23 protein-coding genes are annotated in these 17,867 nt (G+C 68.9%); 13 read left to right on the forward strand and 10 right to left on the reverse strand.

Features of this window, described 5'->3' with window-relative positions; translation table 11 throughout:
- The first annotated feature begins 114 nt into the window (after window positions 1-114).
- The 3 genes from NWFMUON74_RS21240 to NWFMUON74_RS21250 are packed head-to-tail and all read left to right on the forward strand — an operon-like array spanning window position 115 to window position 3,259.
- Complete coding sequence (locus NWFMUON74_RS21240) at window positions 115-1,611, forward strand: FAD-dependent oxidoreductase (RefSeq protein WP_187683589.1); 1,497 nt, start codon at window positions 115-117, stop codon at window positions 1,609-1,611.
- Between the two features lie 34 nt (window positions 1,612-1,645).
- Entirely contained in the window at window positions 1,646-2,464 is an 819-nt protein-coding gene (locus tag NWFMUON74_RS21245) for a BON domain-containing protein (RefSeq protein ID WP_187689319.1), read from the forward strand.
- Window positions 2,465-2,491: 27 nt separating this feature from the next.
- Window positions 2,492-3,259, forward strand: a complete 768-nt coding sequence (locus tag NWFMUON74_RS21250) for a metallophosphoesterase family protein (protein ID WP_187683590.1) — start codon at window positions 2,492-2,494, stop codon at window positions 3,257-3,259.
- Between the two features lie 7 nt (window positions 3,260-3,266).
- Here the strand turns inward: NWFMUON74_RS21250 and NWFMUON74_RS21255 are convergent, their stop codons facing one another.
- Window positions 3,267-3,683 (reverse strand): CBS domain-containing protein, encoded by a 417-nt coding sequence (locus tag NWFMUON74_RS21255; RefSeq protein ID WP_187683591.1) that lies wholly within the window; start codon window positions 3,681-3,683, stop codon window positions 3,267-3,269.
- A 111-nt stretch (window positions 3,684-3,794) separates the two neighbouring features.
- Here NWFMUON74_RS21255 and NWFMUON74_RS21260 point away from each other — a divergent pair, with 111 nt between their 5' ends.
- Window positions 3,795-4,823: a glycosyltransferase gene (locus tag NWFMUON74_RS21260; protein WP_187683592.1), complete on the forward strand. Its 1,029-nt coding sequence runs from the start codon at window positions 3,795-3,797 to the stop codon at window positions 4,821-4,823.
- Entirely contained in the window at window positions 4,823-5,167 is a 345-nt protein-coding gene (locus tag NWFMUON74_RS36260) for a hypothetical protein (RefSeq protein WP_232110494.1), read from the forward strand. The genes NWFMUON74_RS21260 and NWFMUON74_RS36260 overlap by 1 nt, the downstream gene beginning before the upstream one ends.
- 84 nt (window positions 5,168-5,251) lie before the next feature.
- Here the strand turns inward: NWFMUON74_RS36260 and NWFMUON74_RS21270 are convergent, their stop codons facing one another.
- Entirely contained in the window at window positions 5,252-5,773 is a 522-nt protein-coding gene (locus NWFMUON74_RS21270; protein WP_187683593.1) for a DUF4142 domain-containing protein, read from the reverse strand.
- A gap of 473 nt (window positions 5,774-6,246) precedes the next feature.
- Between NWFMUON74_RS21270 and NWFMUON74_RS21275 the strand changes: the two genes are divergently transcribed.
- A complete protein-coding gene (locus NWFMUON74_RS21275) occupies window positions 6,247-6,498 on the forward strand; it encodes a hypothetical protein (RefSeq protein WP_187683594.1) in 252 nt (83 codons plus the stop codon).
- A 19-nt stretch (window positions 6,499-6,517) separates the two neighbouring features.
- Here the strand turns inward: NWFMUON74_RS21275 and NWFMUON74_RS21280 are convergent, their stop codons facing one another.
- Window positions 6,518-7,405 carry a helix-turn-helix domain-containing protein gene (locus tag NWFMUON74_RS21280; protein ID WP_187683595.1) on the reverse strand — a complete coding sequence of 296 codons (888 nt, stop codon included), beginning with the start codon at window positions 7,403-7,405 and terminating at the stop codon, window positions 6,518-6,520.
- Between the two features lie 90 nt (window positions 7,406-7,495).
- On the reverse strand, window positions 7,496-7,729 hold the full coding sequence (locus NWFMUON74_RS21285; protein ID WP_232110495.1) for a DUF397 domain-containing protein: 234 nt from the start codon (window positions 7,727-7,729) through the stop codon (window positions 7,496-7,498).
- Window positions 7,730-8,206: 477 nt separating this feature from the next.
- Here NWFMUON74_RS21285 and NWFMUON74_RS21290 point away from each other — a divergent pair, with 477 nt between their 5' ends.
- Both NWFMUON74_RS21290 and NWFMUON74_RS21295 read left to right on the forward strand, forming a co-directional pair.
- Window positions 8,207-8,404: a hypothetical protein gene (locus NWFMUON74_RS21290; RefSeq protein WP_187683596.1), complete on the forward strand. Its 198-nt coding sequence runs from the start codon at window positions 8,207-8,209 to the stop codon at window positions 8,402-8,404.
- Window positions 8,405-8,521: 117 nt separating this feature from the next.
- Window positions 8,522-8,803, forward strand: coding sequence for a hypothetical protein (locus tag NWFMUON74_RS21295; RefSeq protein ID WP_187683597.1), 282 nt, complete (start codon window positions 8,522-8,524; stop codon window positions 8,801-8,803).
- Between the two features lie 12 nt (window positions 8,804-8,815).
- Here the strand turns inward: NWFMUON74_RS21295 and NWFMUON74_RS21300 are convergent, their stop codons facing one another.
- Together NWFMUON74_RS21300 and NWFMUON74_RS21305 are read right to left on the reverse strand one after the other, a co-directional pair.
- The gene (locus NWFMUON74_RS21300; protein ID WP_187683598.1) at window positions 8,816-9,712 is read right to left on the reverse strand and encodes a class I SAM-dependent methyltransferase; all 897 of its coding nucleotides are present in this window, start codon (window positions 9,710-9,712) and stop codon (window positions 8,816-8,818) included.
- 119 nt (window positions 9,713-9,831) lie between these two features.
- Window positions 9,832-11,028, reverse strand: a complete 1,197-nt coding sequence (locus NWFMUON74_RS21305) for a DUF418 domain-containing protein (protein WP_187683599.1) — start codon at window positions 11,026-11,028, stop codon at window positions 9,832-9,834.
- A gap of 117 nt (window positions 11,029-11,145) precedes the next feature.
- On the opposite strand from NWFMUON74_RS21305, the gene NWFMUON74_RS21310 reads away from it, so the two are divergent.
- Window positions 11,146-11,961: a TetR/AcrR family transcriptional regulator gene (locus NWFMUON74_RS21310; RefSeq protein WP_187683600.1), complete on the forward strand. Its 816-nt coding sequence runs from the start codon at window positions 11,146-11,148 to the stop codon at window positions 11,959-11,961.
- On the opposite strand, the gene NWFMUON74_RS21315 is transcribed toward NWFMUON74_RS21310, so the two are convergent.
- Both NWFMUON74_RS21315 and NWFMUON74_RS21320 read right to left on the reverse strand, forming a co-directional pair.
- A complete protein-coding gene (locus NWFMUON74_RS21315; protein ID WP_187683601.1) occupies window positions 11,898-12,188 on the reverse strand; it encodes a hypothetical protein in 291 nt (96 codons plus the stop codon). The two genes, NWFMUON74_RS21310 and NWFMUON74_RS21315, sit on opposite strands and share 64 nt — an antisense overlap.
- A gap of 61 nt (window positions 12,189-12,249) precedes the next feature.
- The gene (locus NWFMUON74_RS21320) at window positions 12,250-12,660 is read right to left on the reverse strand and encodes a MarR family winged helix-turn-helix transcriptional regulator (protein ID WP_197986889.1); all 411 of its coding nucleotides are present in this window, start codon (window positions 12,658-12,660) and stop codon (window positions 12,250-12,252) included.
- A 90-nt stretch (window positions 12,661-12,750) separates the two neighbouring features.
- On the opposite strand from NWFMUON74_RS21320, the gene NWFMUON74_RS21325 reads away from it, so the two are divergent.
- Together NWFMUON74_RS21325 and NWFMUON74_RS21330 are read left to right on the forward strand one after the other, a co-directional pair.
- The gene (locus NWFMUON74_RS21325) at window positions 12,751-13,476 is read left to right on the forward strand and encodes an SDR family oxidoreductase (protein ID WP_187683603.1); all 726 of its coding nucleotides are present in this window, start codon (window positions 12,751-12,753) and stop codon (window positions 13,474-13,476) included.
- Window positions 13,477-13,570: 94 nt separating this feature from the next.
- A complete protein-coding gene (locus tag NWFMUON74_RS21330; RefSeq protein ID WP_187683604.1) occupies window positions 13,571-13,927 on the forward strand; it encodes a hypothetical protein in 357 nt (118 codons plus the stop codon).
- Window positions 13,928-13,973: 46 nt separating this feature from the next.
- On the opposite strand, the gene NWFMUON74_RS21335 is transcribed toward NWFMUON74_RS21330, so the two are convergent.
- Window positions 13,974-15,386: an amino acid permease gene (locus NWFMUON74_RS21335; protein WP_187689322.1), complete on the reverse strand. Its 1,413-nt coding sequence runs from the start codon at window positions 15,384-15,386 to the stop codon at window positions 13,974-13,976.
- A gap of 59 nt (window positions 15,387-15,445) precedes the next feature.
- Window positions 15,446-15,919: a Dps family protein gene (locus NWFMUON74_RS21340; RefSeq protein ID WP_187683605.1), complete on the reverse strand. Its 474-nt coding sequence runs from the start codon at window positions 15,917-15,919 to the stop codon at window positions 15,446-15,448.
- 131 nt (window positions 15,920-16,050) lie between these two features.
- On the opposite strand from NWFMUON74_RS21340, the gene NWFMUON74_RS21345 reads away from it, so the two are divergent.
- Together NWFMUON74_RS21345 and NWFMUON74_RS21350 are read left to right on the forward strand one after the other, a co-directional pair.
- Window positions 16,051-17,427, forward strand: a complete 1,377-nt coding sequence (locus NWFMUON74_RS21345) for an MFS transporter (protein WP_187683606.1) — start codon at window positions 16,051-16,053, stop codon at window positions 17,425-17,427.
- Window positions 17,417-17,863 carry a MarR family winged helix-turn-helix transcriptional regulator gene (locus tag NWFMUON74_RS21350; protein ID WP_232110496.1) on the forward strand — a complete coding sequence of 149 codons (447 nt, stop codon included), beginning with the start codon at window positions 17,417-17,419 and terminating at the stop codon, window positions 17,861-17,863. The genes NWFMUON74_RS21345 and NWFMUON74_RS21350 overlap by 11 nt, the downstream gene beginning before the upstream one ends.
- Window positions 17,864-17,867 lie beyond the last annotated feature (4 nt).

Raw genomic sequence — 17,867 nt, forward strand, 5'->3', positions numbered from 1 at the left:
ATAGGACTGGCCGCGTCGCATTGATCGCCTACCCGGACCACGGGCAGCCAATCGGCAATCGGCCGGTCCACCCGCGCGGACGTTTCGGACCACACCTCCCGGCTATCCGGACGCATGACTTCGATCTGGCTGCACAAGACCCGTCCCCCGGCTCATCCACCCCTCACGCCCGGCCGCCGCTTCGACGTCCTGGTGATCGGCGGCGGGCTGACCGGCCTGACCACCGCGCTGCTGCTGGCCGAGCAGGGCGTGGCGACCGCGGTGCTGGAGGCCCGCCGGCTCGGCGCGGTGACCACCGGGAACACCACCGGCAAGGTCAGCCTGCTGCAGGGCACGCGCGCGAGTTCGATCGGCCGCAAGTACGGCATCGCCCTGCTGCACGAGTACCTGACGGCCAATCGCGAGGCGCAGCAGTGGTTGCTGCGCTACTGCGAGGACCACGGCATCGCCGTGCAACGCGAGCCCGCGTACACCTACGTCCAGACCCCCGACGGCACCGACCTGATCCGCGCCGAACTCGACCTGACCCGCAAGGCCGGGCTGCCGACGACGTTCACCGCCGACCTGGACGTGCCGTTCCCGAACCACGGCGCGGTGCGGCTGGACAACCAGGCGCAACTCGACGCCGTCGAGGTGATCGACGCGCTGGCGGCCGACCTCGACGCGCGCGGCGTGCCGATCTTCGAGGACACCCGGGTGCAGGGCCGGGGCCCGGATTCGGGCAGTGACCACGTCCTGCACACCGACCACGGCGACGTCGCCGCCGGCACCGTCGTACTGGCCACCGGCACACCGATTCTCGACCGCGGCGGATTCTTCGCCCGGGTCACCGCGCAGCGTTCCTACGCCGCCGCGTTCCGGGTCACCGAGCCGATACCGAGCGGCATGTACCTCAGCGCCGACGATCCGACGCGCTCGATCCGGTACGCACCGACACCGGAGGGCACCCTGCTGCTCGTCGGCGGCAGCGGGCACACCGTCGGCCGCACCCGCTCGGCCCGTGCGCACGCCGACGACGTGGTGGACTGGACCCGCAGCTGGTTTCCCTCCGCCGAACCGCTGTACCGGTGGTCGGCCCAGGACTACCGCGCGGGCGCCCAGCTGCCCTACGCCGGTCCCATCCTGCCCGGCAACCATCGCGTCCTGGTCGCCACCGGCTACGCCAAGTGGGGGCTGACCAACGCCGTCGCGGCCGCGCACGTGCTCACCGCCGAGGTGGTCGGCAAACGCCCGGCGTGGGCGCACGCGTTCACCACCTGGAGCCCGCGCGAGCTGGCCGCGCTGCCCGCCCTGCTACGCGACAACGGCGCTGTGGGAGTACAACTTTCGGCCGGTTGGGCCACCGCGCTGGTGTCGCGGAAGGAGCAGCAGGGGCCGCCACCGGAAGGTACCGGGCGCGTCGAACGCCGCGGGCTCACCCCCACCGCCGTCAGCACGGTCGACGGCCGGACGTGCAGCATCTCGGCGGTCTGCCCGCATCTGGGCGGCATCCTCGCCTGGAACGACGCCGAACGCACCTGGGACTGCCCGCTGCACGGCTCGCGCTTCGCCGCCGACGGGTCGCTGCTCGAGGGCCCGGCCACGCACCCGGCGACCGGCGCCGGCGATTAGCCCCGGCCACGCCGGGTAGGTCCTCACCATGGCCATGACGATCGAGCAGCTGTTGCGGACCCTCACCCGGGTCGTCAACACACTGCTCGCCGCCGAGATCCCGTTCGCGGTCGCGGGCGGGTGCGCGGTGTACGCCCGCGGCGGGCCGCCGTCGGACCACGACGTCGACATCTTCGTCAAGCCCGCCGATGTCGGCCGCGCCTGCCGGGCACTGACCGACGCGGGACTGCGTACGGTCGATCCGGCCGAGGACTGGCTGACCAAGGCATACGATGGAGACACCCTGGTGGACTTGATCTTCCGGCCCAACTACCGCCCCGTCAACGACGCGCTGCTCGGCCGGACGACCTGGATGCGGATCGGTCCCACCGCGGCGCCCGTGGTCAGCGGCACCGATCTGATGATCGACAAGCTCATGGTGCTCGATCCGCACCGACTGGATCTCACCGGGCTGCTGCGCATCGCCCGCGGGCTGCGCGAGCAGGTGGACTGGCCGCGGGTGCGGGAGGAGACCGAGATGTCGCCGTACGCGCGGGCATTCCTCGGCCTGCTGGACGACCTGGGGGTCAGCAACAAAGGAGACATGATGACCGATCCGGACAGCGACATGCTGCCGCAGTACCTGGTGGCCAACCTGCGCCGCGCCTTCGCCGAGGATCCGCGCACCGCGGAACTCGGTGTGCAGGTGACGATTCGAGGCGACGTGGTGGTCCTCAGCGGTGACGTCGCCAGCGCGCAGTGCCGCGAGCACCTGCAGGAGGTCGTCCGCGAGCATGTCCCAAAACTGCGCGTGCACAACGATGTTCGCGTCACCAGTCACGCGGCGCCGACCGGCCGCGAGCAGCTGGACTGAAAACTCTTCCGCCACAGGAGGTTCACCATGCGCATAGCCGCGGTAGGCGACGTCCATCTCGGCACGGACTCGGCCGGGCTGCTCCGCCCGGCCCTCGAGGAGCTGCCCCGCTGCGCCGACGTGCTGCTGCTCGCCGGTGACCTCACCCGGCACGGCACCCTCGACGAGGCCCGGGTCGTCGCCGAGGAATTCCAGGACGTGGGCGTACCGGTGATCGCCGTGCTCGGCAACCACGACCATCACAGCGACTTTCAGCGGGAGATCGCCACGCTGCTCACCGAGCACGGCATCAGCGTGCTCGAGGGCACCGCCGCCACTGTCACCATCGGCGGACGCACCCTCGGGGTGGCGGGCACCAAGGGCTTCGGCGGTGGCTTCGCGGGCAAATGCGCCAGCGTCTTCGGTGAACGGATCATGCGCGAATTCGCCTCGCACACGGTCGATCTCGCCGATTCACTGCGGGTAGCGCTGCGTCAGCTGGACACGGACGTGACGGTGGCGCTCACGCACTACTCCCCCGTCAGCGACACGCTGCACGGGGAGCCGCGGGAGATCTACCCCTTCCTCGGCTCGTACCTGCTCGGCGAGGCGATCGACGAGGGCGGGGTGGATCTGGCGCTGCACGGCCACGCGCACGCCGGGTGCGAGAGCGGTACGACACCGGGCGGCGTCCGGGTGCGCAATGTCGCGCAACCGGTCATCCGCGCCGCCTTCGCCGTCTACGAGCTGACCGTGCCGGGCGAGGAGACTCCCGCACCGGAGTTGGCGACCGAGGCCGCGGGGGCCCGATCCTGAAGCCGCTCTACTCCTCGGAGACGGCCGCGACGACCTTCCCGGCCTCCGGATTGCCCAGTGCGCGGGCCACGTCAGCCTGTGCGACGATGCCGACCAGGCGATCGCCGTCGAGCACCGGCACGCGGCGCACCTGGCGTTCGGCCATCACCGTGCAGACCGCCGACACGTCGTCGTCGGCGTGGACCACGACCGGAGCTCCCTCCGCGAGTTCACCGGCGTCCACGCCGAGCGGATCCTTACGGCGAGCGATCACCTTCACCACGATGTCGCGGTCGGTCAGCATGCCCTTCAGTCGGCCGTCCTCGCCGCGGATCGGCAGCGCGCCGACATCCAGGTCGGCCATCATGCGGGCCGCCTCGGTCACGGTGTCGCTGGACCGGACGCACTGCACGTCCGGGGTCATGAGGTCGCGTGCGGTGGTCATCGGAACCTCCTAGCCTCGATTGGCCTCGTCTTCGTTCCCCGCCTACCCGGCCTGTCCCCGCGTACACCACCCGAGCGGTTTCATCCCGCGGTCGCCGGGCACCCGGCCGATATGAGCGCTCCCACCGATCCCCCCGTAGCGCCGCTCAACGTGCTGGTCTGGCACGTTCTCGGACCCTGGACGACTTCCTTCGTCCAGGGTCCGCACCGCTATCTGCTGCCGACGGACCCGGCCCTGGGTGAATGGGCGCTGGGCCGACGCGGGCGACCGTGGCCGGATCGGGTGATCGAAGTGGCGCCGGCCGATCTGGCCGATGCCGAGGTGGATGTGGTCGTGCTCCAGCGGCCGGGCGAGTTCGATCTGGCCCGGGAATGGCTCGGGCGAGCGCCGGGCACCGAGATCCCCGCGGTCTACGTCGAGCACAACACACCCGGTGAGCACGCCGCGCTCTCCCGGCACCCGCTCGCCGACCGCACCGACATCCCGCTGGTGCACATCACCCATTTCAATCGGCTGATGTGGGACAACGGCCGCTGCCCGACCGAGGTGATCCCGCACGGCGTGCCCGACCCCGGGCACCTGTACACCGGGGAGCTGGCGCGGGTGGCGACGATCGTGAACGAGCCGGTGCGCCGCCGGCGCATCGCCGGAACCGATCTGCTCGGCCCGCTCTCCGACGCCGCGCCGGTCGACGTGTTCGGTGTCGGCACCGCCGACGCGGCCGCGGCCGTGGACCGCCCGCCCGGCCGGGTGTGCGGCATGGGCGAGCTGGAACAGCCTGCGCTGCACCGGGAATTGGGGCGGCATCGCGTGTACGCGCACACCCCGCGCTGGACGTCGCTGGGCGTGTCGGTGATCGAGGCGATGTATCTGGGGATGCCGATCGTGGCCGTCGGCACCACCGAGACCGCCACGGCCATTCCCGCGGACGCCGGTGTGGTGTCCACCGATCCCGACATCCTCGCCCAGGCGATCCGCCAGTTCCTCGCCGAACCGGTCTTCGCCGAGATCACGGGAAAGTCCGCGCGGCAGTGGGCGCAGGCCAATTTCGGGATCGATGAATTCGTCCGCCGCTGGGATCGACTGCTGTCCGGCCTGGCCGGCGACCGCACCACCCTCGCACAGGAAGGACAGCGCTGATGTCCCACACTCCGAAAGAACCGACCGGTGCCACCTTTTCCGACGCACCCGGCTCGGGCCGCCGACGCCGCTACTCCCCCGACACCAAGCGCACCAGCCGTTCCCGCGCCGGTGAGTCCGTCGCCGACGCACTCAACTGGCCGGGGCTGACGCTGCTCGGCATCGGGCTGGTCGCGCTGGCGGCCACGCTCACCGCCGCGGGCTACGGCTTCGAAGGGTGGGCCGTGATCGGCGCCGTCGTCACCGCGGTCTGCCTGATCGCGGGCGTGGCCCTGGTGGCCGCCGAACACCACCGGATCCGGGCCCGCGCGGGCGGTCGTCTGCGCGACCCCGGCGGTCATTGACGCTGCGGCACAGCATATTTCGCGCGCAGCCGGAAACACGCACGGACCGCCGGTAGCACCGGCGGTCCGTGCCCTCGGGACGGCTCAGCACTTCGCGAGCGCCGCCCGCACTTCGGTCAGGTGCTCTTCCACGAGGGGCGTGGCCTGCTCCGCCACACCGCGCACGTCCGGCGCCCGGCCCGCCGCCAGCTCCTGCTGCCCGTTCCGCAGGGCGGCGAGATGGCCCTGCTCCTGCATCCGCAACCACGCGATGTCGAAATCGCGGCCGGTCCGCGGCGCGGTGTCCGCGAGCGATTGCGTCTGAGCGGAATTCGGCAGCGCCGGTAGCGCCACACCGTTGCGCGCGGCCGTCGCGGTCACCATCTGGTCGAGCCGCATATGGTCGGCCACCAGCGCGGGTGCCAGCTCCCGCACCGAGGGGCACGACGACAGCGCGGTGGCGCGCCCGCCGGCGGCGATCTCGGTCAGATGACTCTGATGCGCCGCGATCAGGAAGTCTCGGTCGGGTTGCGACAGCGCGGCTTCCGCGTGCGCCGCTCCCGCGGCGCCGAAGCCCGCGGCCAGCACCGACACTCCCGCGATCAGGGCTCGTCGCAGCGTTGGCATGCTACCTCCTTGTTCGAAATGGGTTCCCCCGCTTCGCGATTGCCCAGGATCGGTGCCGATACGCGCGGCTCGCTCCGGGAAAATTCGGCGAATTCGCCCGGCCGCGGCGGCGTTCCGGGCAGGTCCGCAAATACTTGGAACCGGACACCAAGATCGGTAGGTGCGCCTCGCAAGCCGACCTGCCGGGTACCATCGTCGCTATCCAGCTCGCGTGTAGCAGACCGGTAAAGTCCGTCACAAAGTTGCGAATTTTCCATCCGTCAGATGACGCGGCAACGAATAGCAACTACTCAGCACTCGAAATGCCCTCTGCGAGTGCGTATTCGATGTTGCAGATGCACTTGCATATGCTCGCTACACCGACTTAGACTCGACGTGCAAGGCAGTACAGGGGACTACCAGTGAGCCGTCAGGTGAACCGGAGGTCAATTCTCACCATCGGTTCAGCTCACGGCCGGGCGTCAGGGGCTCGAATGAACCAGCCAATGGGTCTCGGCCGACTCGGACTTATCGATAGAGGCCGGGCCGAGGAACATAACTACTCGCGGGAGACCGCGACACGATTCGTCATCAACGCGGTCGAGTCCACCGGCGCGGCCACGCGTGACGACTTCGATATCGACCGTATCGTCACCACCGCCCACGCACAGGTGAACGATTGGGATTTCCACTCGATGCACCCGGAAGCGTTCTGGCGTATCGCTTCCAGCTTCATTCGGCAGTGACGGAGTACAGCCGCCTCGTCTACAGCGAGGCGGCCGCTTCCTGCATCACGACGCGTGATCGGGCCGGCGCCTCGGCCTGCACGCTCAGCCGGTCCATGACCTGGCGGTACCGTTCCAGGTCCTGCTCCCGGTCCAGATACAACGCGCTGGTCAGCTGTTCCATATAGATGATGTCGGGCAGTTCCGGCTCGGCGAACCGCAGCATGGTGAACGAACTGCCCGCCGCCGCATGACCTCCGGCGGCATACGGCAGGATCTGGATCGTCACGTTCGGGCGGTTCGACATCTCGATCAGGTGCTCGATCTGCGCCCGCAGCACCTCGCTACCGCCGATGGGCCGGTGCAGGACGGCTTCGTCCAGAACCGCCCACAGGGTGGGCCCGCCGCGCCGGTCGAGGATCTGCTGGCGACGCTTGCGCAACTCCACGCGCCTGGCCGTCTCGGAGTTCTCGTGGCCGAGCGCGACCACCGCGCGCATGTACTCCTCGGTCTGCAACAGACCCGGAACCAGTTGGCCCTCGAAGGTTCTGATCGACTTGGCCGCGTGTTCGAGGCCCAGGTAGGTCTCGAACCAGGGCGGCAGCAGGTCGCTGTAGCGATGCCACCAGCCCCGCTGGTTCGCATTGCGCACCAGCTCGAGAAACATTTCCCGTTGTTCGGGATCGTCGACGCCGTACAGCGACAACAGATCGCGGATATCGCGTTCCTTGAATCCGGTTCGCCCGAGTTCCAGGCGGCTGATCTTGGCATGCGAGCCGCGAATGTGCTCACCCGCGGCCTCCCGGGTGATGTTGGCGTCCTCGCGGAGCCGACGGAGCTGCCCGCCGACCGCGATCCGCAGCGCGGTCGGACCACGCTCGGCGACAAGCGATTCCGCGTGGCCGATCCGGACGGGTTGACCGATCATGAGTCCTACTCCGATGCTCGACGATCATCGGCAGTGAGGTCACAACCAACCCGTCGCAGACCGCACCGCGCCGGTTGCCAATGTTACCGCTCAGCTCGCCAGGTCGTCGAATTCCCCGCTCTTCGCGCCGCGCAGGAATGCGTCGATTTCCGGACGTGTGTAGACCAGAACTGCGCCTTCGGGATCGCGCGAATTGCGAACGGCGACCAAACCGTTCGCTAGATCCGCCACCTCGACGCAGTTTCCGCTCGGGTTGCTGAACGTGCTCTTACGCCAACTCAGATCGGAGGGGCGACCAACGCCCATCGCCGTCGTATCGGTCATTGCTGTCTCCCTGCTCGGTGACGCCGCCTCGCGCGGCGGGGTCAGTGCTTGCATCTGTTCGCGCAAATGTTCTTACAGTTGAAACCGACAGTGAGACGATAGCACGCCAGTTGCCCGCGATCGAGACTTTGCGACAGACCCGAACAGCAAGAGCGGCAAAGACTTTGATCTTGACCCGCCGACCGGCACGGCAGCCGGATGAGCTGCGGAAATCATTGTTCCGACCGGTCGGTTATGTCCGAATCACGTGGCCGGGAATGCAAGCGGGGCAACAATGACCGTCAGTGTGCAGGCGCAGACGGAAGCCGCTCGACACGTCGCTACGACTGTGCAGATGTACTTGCATCCGTCTGTCACAGCCGCATAGACTTCCTCTCGACGAGGATGGCCGGACCGCGCCGGATCGTATGGGAGCCCCGCGCCAGCAATCGCCAGCGTCGCCAGTTCTACCCTCCGCGAACGGCCGAAGGCATTCCCATGACTCACACGTTGCAGCATTCCGCTACCCGGAGTTCCGCCGCGGGCGCCGATCCCTCCGACGACTGCGCCGACGAACCCCACAACCTCACCTATCGCCGCGCCCGCAGCATTCTGCGCGCCCACGATCGCCATGTCGGATGCCGACAGTGGGTCGCGGCGGCCGCGTACCTCTCCGCCGGCCTGGACGACGAGTAGCGTCAAGCCCGCTGAACGCCAATTCCACGCGCGGGCAACGGATCCGTGCGGATTCCGGGCCTGGCCGGGTATCCACCATGGAGTAAGAGGACTGTAGTCGCGCGGAACGAGCTCATCATGATCGTCCAAGCCGCACACGAATTCATCCTGGCGCAGGTGACCAACCCGACGCCGGAGACTCCTCCGGCCGCCGACAAGATCTTGAAGCTGGTTCGCTACTTCACCTGGTTCGTCCTGCTGTCCGGAACCACGGCGATCATCTATGCCGGAGGCAGATTCGCCTGGGAGAAGTGGAACGGCGGCGCGATGCAATCGCCGAAGATGGTGGCCGGCGCCCTCGTCGGCGGCGTCCTGGCCACCAGCGCCGGCACCATCATGAATGCGATCATCGGGACGTGACCGCCCGCGCGGTCAGGACCGTACGGCGGTGACCAGGCTGACCAGTGTCGAGACCAGTCCGTCCGCCTGCCGGCCCGGGGCCGGACGCCCGTTGGCGCGCAGGTAATCCGGGACGTCGACGCGTTCGGCGGTCCAACCGCGCGCACCGAACCAACCGGTCGCCTCGCTGCGGGGTTCGTTGTAGATCAGGCGAATCCACTCGTTGCGGCCGTGCTCGGTCTCGTCGGCGTGCTCGGTGAACGCGGCGGCGGCCGACTCCGACAGCAGATCCATCTGCTCGACGGCGACGCGGCTGCCGGGCGCGCTGAGTGAATGGATGGTGTCGAACAGCTGCTCGGTCGCGTCGGCGGGCAGATAGACGAGCAGGCCCTCGACCAGCCAGGCCGTGGGCGCCGAGGGGTCGAACCCGTTGTCGCGCAGCGCTCGTGGCCAGTCGTCGCGCAGGTCCACCGCGATCTCGCGGCGCGTGGCACGCGGTTCGTCACCGTTGCCCGCGAGCACCGCGCGCTTGAAGTCCAGCACCTGCGGCCGATCCAGCTCGTAGACCACGGTGCCGTCGGGCCAGGGCAGCCGGTAGGCGCGGGCGTCCAGGCCCGCGGCCACGATCACCACCTGCCGGATCCCGTCCGCCGCGGCCGTACGGGCGTAGTCGTCGAAATATTTGGTGCGGGCGGCCTGGAATTCCTGGAAATCCTTGCCGAATTCGGTCTCGGTGAGCGGGTGTCCGGGCACATCGCCGTCGAGCAGCGCCGACCATTCGGCACCCGCCGCACGCAGGAAGTCCTCGGCGAACGGATCTTCCGCCAAGGCTCCCGGCTCGTCACCCGCCAGGGCGCGCGCGGCGGCCACGAACAGCGCCGTCGACCCCACACCGGTCTTGATATCCCACGTATCTCCCTCGGTACGCATGATCGACAACCTACCCCCCGACGGCCCCGCCAGCATCCGGACACCGCACTCCACCCCTGACAAGCCGTTCGAATACCGCTACACCCCAGTCTTTTTCAGCTCTCACCAGGCGGTACGCCCTACCGGGATGGTTTGGCGGGCGTCTCAGGCGTGCGTCGGGGTGGTGTCGTGGCGGGCGAGGGGTGGGCGACGGTGATACGGCGGAGGAGCCACTCGGCGGGGCCGTAGCGGAAACGGCGGAGCCATAGGGCGCTCAGGGCCAGTTGGGCGCAGAAGACCGTGAGTGCGACCGCGACCAGGCCGGCTGGGGAGACCGAACCCGCTGCGCCCACGCCTATTCCGGTGAACAGCAGCAGGCCGATGGCGGATTGGGCCAGGTAGTTGGTCAGGGCGATGCGGCCCGCCGGTGCCAGTGCACCGCGCAGCCAGGCGGTTCGGGGGTGGTGCAGCAGCCGCAGCAGGGTCGCCACGTAGGCCGCGGACAGCAGGGGCGCGCTGGCGATGCCCGCCGCTGCCGCGAGGGTATCGGACGGACCGCCGCCCCAGGCGTAGGCCAGCCCACCGGCCAGGCCGAGCGGAAAACCGATCCACTGCGTCCGGCGCAGCACCGGCTCGTCACCGCGGACGCGGGCCAGCAGTCCGCGCCGCCCGGCGACCATGCCGAGCAGGAACATCGCCAGCGCGGTCGGGCCCTGCAGCGAGAGTGCCTGCGCCACCAGCAGTCCCAGGCCGGACAGGTGCTGACCGACGATATCGCCCCAGCCACCCAGCATCGCCGCGGTCTGGTCGGCGGCCTCGGCCCGGGCCTGGTCGGCGGCCGGGAAGAACGACGCCGTATCGACGAACAGTCCCGCGGCGACGGTGGACACCAGCACGACGGCGTAGATCCAGCCCGATGTCCGCAGCGCCGTGCGGTCGCGAATATCCCGAAGCCACAACAGGATCAGACAGGCCACGACGTAGGTGGTCAGGATGTCGCCGCCGTAGAGGAACACGGTGTGCAGCACGCCGAATACGAACAATCCCGCGATGCGGCGCAGCATGCGCGGCACGAACGCCGCCTCGGCCCGTTCGGCGGCGGCCAGCTGCAGGGTGAAGCTGTAACCGAACAGGAACGAGAACAGCAGGTAGAACTTCATGCTCACCAGTGCTTCGAGTCCCATCCGCACGGCCTCGTCCAGCGCGCCGGAGTACGCCGGATCGGTGACGAGATTGCCGGGATAGGCCGAGGCCATGAACGTGATGTTGACGAGAAAGATGCCGAGCAGCGCGAATCCGCGCAGCGCGTCGACATCGTGAATGCGCTGGTGAGGCATGTTTTCCTCCCCCGGCGACCAGGTCGCGAGAGTTAATATCCGATAGATACTTTCCATGGGATACTATCCTGTGGACACGGCCGATGCCAGGATGGATTCCGTGCCAGGAGGTGACGAATGAGGGAGCCGGGCGCCGCGGCCGTCCCGCCCGAGTTGGCGCGGCTGTGGCGGCTGCCCGTTCCGCACCGGCAGGGCCGACCGCCCGCGCTGGATGTGGAGACCGTCGTCGCGGCCGCGATCGAGCTCGCGGATGGACAGGGGCTCGCCGCGGTGACGCTCGAAAAGGTCGCGCGGGCACTGGGTTTCACCAAGATGGCGCTCTACCGCCACGTCGGTTCGAAAGAGCACCTGCTGGAGTTGATGGCGGACCGGGCCGTCGGTGCCCCGCCAGACATCCACCATCCGCCCCGCCTGTGGCGGACCGCGCTCACCGAATGCGCGCTCGCCCTGCGCGATTGCTATACCCGCCGGGGCTGGCTGCTGCATGTGCCGCTCACCGGACCGCCACGCGGCCCCCACTCGATCGCCTGGGTCGACGTGCAACTGCGCGCACTGCGCGGCGCGACACTGAACGAGGCCACCAAGCTGGGTCTGCTGATGCCGCTGGACGGTTACGTCCGCCAGGCCTGCCTGCAGGAGCAGCAGATGCGAGCCGGACGCGGCGAACGCGACCAGGCCGCGGTCGAATTCGAGTACGGCACCACCCTGGCTCGGCTGGTCGACCCGGATCGCTACCCGTATGCCGCGAAACTATTTGCCGCAGCACCTTTTCCGGAGCCCACCGAACCGGGCCGGGATATCGCCGCCGAGGATTTCCGGTTCGGGCTCGACGTCGTCCTCGACGGTATCGCGGCGGTACTGGCCCGCGCTCAGGGCGAGGGCGGCATGATCGGCGGCGCGAACACCTCGTCGAGCGGGGTCGGGCCGGTGTAGCGGCGGCACGTGCAGGTGGCCCACTCGCGCATGCCGTAGCCGTTCTTGCGGAAGGTCTCGGCATGGCAGGTGCCGGACTCGCGATCGTGCATCGCCAGGTCGTGACCGCAACCGCACAGCGCGCCAGGTTTGCGCTCCGCCCGGGCCCGCCGCCCGCCGAGACGACCGCAGGCCCAGCCGACACCGACCAGCGCGGCTCCCGCGACGAGGCTCAGGGGATCGAACATAATTGCAGTATACGTATACATATAGCCCCGCGTCACGCGAAAACGGAACTCGCCCGGGGAATCAGCCGCCCAGCAGATCGGCCAGGGGCGCGAACCGGTTGCGGTCCGCGGCGACCAGCGCCGGAAAACGCTCCGCGATTGCCGCCGACATCGCCTCACGCACCTCGCCACGCAGCTCGGCGCCCGCGGGGGTCAGCACGATCCGGGTGATCCGCCGATCCCGCGCGTCGGGTTCGCGTGCGAGCAGGCCGCGCCGCTGCAGGCGGTCGACCACGCCGGTCACGTTCGTCTTGTCGCAGCCGAGCAGCGTCGCCAGCTCGCCGAACGAGGGATGATGCCGGTCCAGCAAGCAGAGCACCTGAGTCTGCTGGCTGGTGAGTTCGAACCGGCGCGCGATCTCGGCGTACAGCGCCGCCGTCTCGCGGTGCAGTGTCATCACCGCCGTCGTCAGATCGGATCTCGCGCCGCTCACGCGGCTCAGTGTAGTCCATCGACAGTTGACATCCTCGACCGATTGGTCGAGCATCTCGACTATCCATGATCTCTTATTACGGAGGGGTATATGACCGTCGCACTGGTGACCGGTGGCTCGCGTGGAATCGGCCGGGCCATCTCCCGGCGGCTCGCCGCGGACGGCGCGGACGTCGTGGTGAACTATCGCGAGAATGCCGCGGCCGCGGCGGAAGTCGTGACGGAGGTGACGGCCGCGGGCGGGCGGGCGGTGGCCGCGCCGGGCGACGCGGCCGACCCCGGGCAACTGCGACGGCTGTTCGACACCGCCGAGGACCGTTTCGGCGGGCTGGACGTGCTGGTGGCCAATGCCGGAATCGCGCGATTCGCTCCGCTCGCCGACGCGCCCGACGCGGACTTTGATCTACTGTTCACCGTCAACACGCGCGGCACGTTCCTGGCGATGCGCGAGGCCGCCCGCCGGCTCCGCGACGGCGGCCGGGTGGTGGTGATCTCCAGCGGCACGACGGTCACCGCCCGGCCCGGCGCCGCGCTGTATTCGGCGAGCAAGGCGGCGACCGAACAGCTGGTCCGCATCGCCGCCGTCGAGCTCGGCGAGCGCGGCATCACCGTCAACAGCGTCCTGCCCGGCGCCACCCGCACCGACGCCCTGGTCGCCACTATCGACGACGCCCGGCTCGCGCACCTGGCCGCCCAGACCCCGCTGCGGCGCATCGGCGAACCCGCCGACATTGCCGCCGTCGTCTCCTTCCTCGCCTCCCCCGACGGCGGCTGGATCACCGGCCAGCAACTACACGCAGGCGGCGGATCGTTCTGACCCGTGATGGTTACGCGCAGGCGGCGGATTGTTCTGACCCGCGAGGGTATGGACCCGGCCAGCGGGTAGTCGCTGCATCAGGGAGGTGGTTCGGATGGTGGATGACGTGGAGAAGCGGTGGCACGATCCCGGCATGTACCGCCGGGCGGCCGGGTATGTGGGCACCGTGCTCGTCGTGACGGCGCTGGTGTGCGTGGCGGTGGTGCAGTGGGCCGGGCGCCGCGAGCCGTGCGCCGACGCCGACACCGCGTTCTGCGATACCGCCGCACGCGGCACCATGATCGCCGCGCCCGGCATCGTGCTGGCGCTCGGGACGCTCGGGGCGTTCGTGCAGACCTATCGGGTGTGGAAACGGCACCGGGCCTGGCCGATCTGGCAGGGTGCCGGCTGGTTCCTGATGACGGTGACGCTCGTCTTCCTCGGCATCGGCGCGGGCACGATCGGCCGCTGATCCGATGCGACGGGCCCGCTCCGGTACGCGGGCCCGTCGCATCGGGTCAGGCCGTTTCGCGGCGGCGCACCAGCCGGTTCACGAGCGGGTATCCGGCGCAAACCAGCACCGCCCACACCAGACCCACCATCAGCGCCGTGCGCCCGCTGTCGGTGAAGAACAGCAGCACCACCACGAGGCCCAGGAAGGCCAGCGCCACCACGGTGGTCACGGGGGCACCGGGCAGCCGGTAGTCGCTGGCCGGGAGTTCCCCGCGCCGCACCTTGGCGCGATAGAGCAGGTGGCAGACCAGAATCATCCCCCACACGAAGATGATGCCCATGGTGCTGACCGAGGTGATGTAGTTGAACGCCTTGTCCGGCGAGATCACGTTCACGACCACGCCGATCACCATCATCGCCGCCGACACCACGATGCCCGCGTACGGCACCCGCCGGCGACTCAGCCCGGACAGCGCGGTCGGCGCCTCCGCACGCAGCGACAAGCTGCGCAGCATGCGGCCGGTGGAGTAGATCCCCGAATTGCACGAGGACAGCGCCGCGGTCAGCAGCACGAAATTGATCAGGCCCGCAGCGCCGGGTATGCCGATCTGCGAGAACACCTCGACGAACGGGCTACGCCCGCTGTGGAATTCGGTCCAGCTCACCACCGACATGATGATGATCAACGCCCCGACATAGAACAGGCCGATGCGCAGCGGCAGCGTATTGATCGCCTTGCGCAGCGTGCGCCGGGGGTCGGCGGCCTCGCCCGCCGTCACGCCCACCAATTCGACGCCGACATAGGCGAACACCACGATCTGCAATGCCAGCATGGCCTGGCCGAAACCGTTCGGAAAGACACCGCCCTCCGACCAGAGATTGGTCACCGTGGAATGGTCGGTATGCCCGAAACCGAAGACGAGTACGCCGATGCCGATCAGGATCATGGCCACGATGGCGGTCACCTTGATCGCGGAAAACCAGAACTCGCCCTCACCGAAAAGCTTTACCGAGATCAAGTTCGCCGCGAACAGCACACCGAGCACGACCAGCGCGGTCACCCATTCCGGGATCGCGAACCAGTACTTCACGTATTTACCGGCAACGGTGATCTCGGCCATGCAGGTCGCCACCCACACGGCCCAGTAGGTCCAGCCGGTCACGAAACCGGCGAAGCGGCCCAGGAATTCGTTCGCGTACTCGGCGAAACTGCCCGAGACCGGGCGGTAGGTCAGCAGTTCGCCGAGGGCGCGCATTATCACGAAGATCGCCAATCCGGCGGCGAGATAGCACAGGATGAGTGCCGGCCCGGCCTGCTCGATGGCGCCGCCAGCGCCGTAGAACAGACCGGTGCCGATCGCGCCGCCGATGGCGATCATCTGAATGGTGCGCGGATTCAGTCCGCGTTTGTAGCCTTCTTCGTCACCCGCGGTCGCGAGCGGTGGCGCGCCGGGCGCCGCCGAAGTGCGGTCGGTCATCATGGTCGGCACGCTACCGCGCTCGTGCGCGACGCGCGCGGCCGAGCCGCGAAGCGATCTCAGCCCTGCTGGGCCTCCCACATCCAGTGCAGCTGCTCGAGTCGCGCGGTGATCTCGATGAACAGATCCTGGGTGACCGGATCGGCCTTCTCGGTCGCCTCGATGCGGCCGCGCATCCGCTGGACCACCGCGGCGAGGTTGCCGATGATCGCGTCGGTGACATCGACGTCACGCTGCCAGCCGCCCGGGAAGCCCTTGGCTCCGGAGGAGTCGGCGACCGTGCTGGCCCGGCCGTCCGGGCTCACCCCGATCGCTGTGGCTCGCTCCGCCGCCTTGTCGGTGAAGTCGCGGGCGTCCTCGACCAGTTCGTCGAGCGCCAGGTGCACGGTGCGGAAACGCTCTCCGATCACGTTCCAGTGCGCCTGTTTGGCGATCAACGTCAGATCGATCAGGTCGACGACGGCGCCGTTGAGCGCCTCCCCCGCGATGCGCTGCTGTTCGGGGTCGAGGGTCGTGGTGATGGGTTGTGCCACGGGATGACTCCTTCCTCGGTTGGCCACTTGTGTCCGCCTTACCCGCCCCGGGCGAGATCAACCGGCAGCGGTGAGTCAGGCCACACCACCGACGGGTTGCCGGATAATAATTGTGAATACACAATCATTGTGTGCCTACAACTATCGAGGGACCGACCGCGCGCCGGAAGACGATCGTCCTGGTCACGTGCTGTCTGAGCCTGCTCATCTCGTCCATGGACGCGACGGTCGTCAACGTCGCGATCCCCACCATTCGCAGCGATATGGCCGCGCCGCTGTCCCGGCTGCAATGGATCGTCGACGTCTACACGCTCACCCTCGCCAGCCTGCTGATGCTGTCCGGGGCCGCCGCCGACCGCTTCGGCCGCAAACGCGTGTTCCGCCTCGGCCTGGTCACCTTCGCCCTGGGATCGCTGCTGTGCAGCCTGGCACCGAACATCGAGAGCCTGATCGGGGCGCGGTTCGTGCAGGCCGTCGGCGGTTCGATGCTGAACCCGGTGGCGATGTCGATCATCACGACCGTGTTCACCGGCCGCGTCGAGCGGGCGCGGGCAGTCGGGGTCTGGGGAGCGGTGGTCGGCATCTCGACCGCGCTCGGGCCGATGGTCGGGGGCGGGCTGATCGATGCGCTGGGATGGCAGTCGGTGTTCTGGGTCAATCTGCCCATCTGCGCCGTCGCGCTGGTCCTCACGACCATCTTCGTGCCGGAATCGAAGTCGCGCACGGTGCGCGGCATCGACGGGATCGGTCAGGTGCTGGCGATCGTGGTGATGTTCACGCTGGTGTTCGGGCTCATCGAGCGGCAGCCGCTGGTGTTCGTGGTGAGCGTGATCGCCTTGGGGGCGTTCGTCTTCCACGAGTCGCGGCACCCGTCGCCGTTCATCGACCTGCGCCTGTTCCGGAGTGTCCCGTTCACCTCGGCGACCGTGACCGCGGTGTGCGCGTTCGCCGGGCTGGGCGCGTTCCTGTTCAGCGCGTCGCTGTATCTGCAAGGGACGCGGCACTTCTCGGCCGTGCACACCGGTCTGCTGTATCTGCCGATGGCACTCGGCGTGCTGATCTGCTCCCCGCTGTCGGGGCGGCTGGTCGGCCGGTACGGGACGCGCCCGTCGCTGCTCGTGGCCGGGACGTTCATGGCGCTGGCCGCGGTGCTGCTCACGACCCTGCGCGCGGATACCGCGCTCTGGCAGCTGATCGTCATGTTCGCCGTGTTCGGCATCGGCTTCGGACTGGTGAACGCACCGATCACGACCGCCGCGGTGAGCGGGATGCCCAACGATCGCGCCGGTGCCGCCGCGGCGGTGGCGTCCACCAGCCGCCAGGTCGGGGTCAGCATCGGTGTGGCATTGTGTGGCCTGTTGACCGGCGCGGGCCTGTGGTGGGTGGTGGCCGCGCTGGCCGCGGGCATCATCGGCTTGGGCGTGGCCGCCAACACCCGGTGGGCGGAGCGCTCCCGCGACCGGGTCGCACCGTTGCTCGAAGAGAAGGTCCCCACCAGTGTCCGATGAGACCCGCACCGCGCCACCGGAATCCCCGCCCACTCCGGACGAGGTCTGGCGGTTGCTCACCCACCTGGTCACCGACACCCGCGACCAGTGGAAGCGGGCGGTCGTGGAGCGAACGGGCATGCCGTTCAGCCGGATTCGGATCCTGCGCCGCCTCCGGCAAGGCGGCCCGATGACCCTCAAGGAACTGGCCCGCGCGGCGACCATGGATGCCCCCGCCACCACCGTCGTCATCAACGACCTCGAGGAACGCGGCCTGGTGCGGCGCCAGACCGATCCGGCCGATCGGCGTTCGAAACTGGTGTCCGCTACCGAATCCGGCCTGGCGGTCCTCGCCGACGCCTTGGCCACTCCGGATCCCGCACCGGATTCCCTGGCCGCCCTCTCCCCCGGCGATCTCCGCACCCTCCACGATCTCCTGCGCCGACTGGAACACTGACCGT

This window comes from Nocardia wallacei (genome assembly GCF_014466955.1).
Classification (GTDB): domain Bacteria; phylum Actinomycetota; class Actinomycetes; order Mycobacteriales; family Mycobacteriaceae; genus Nocardia; species Nocardia wallacei.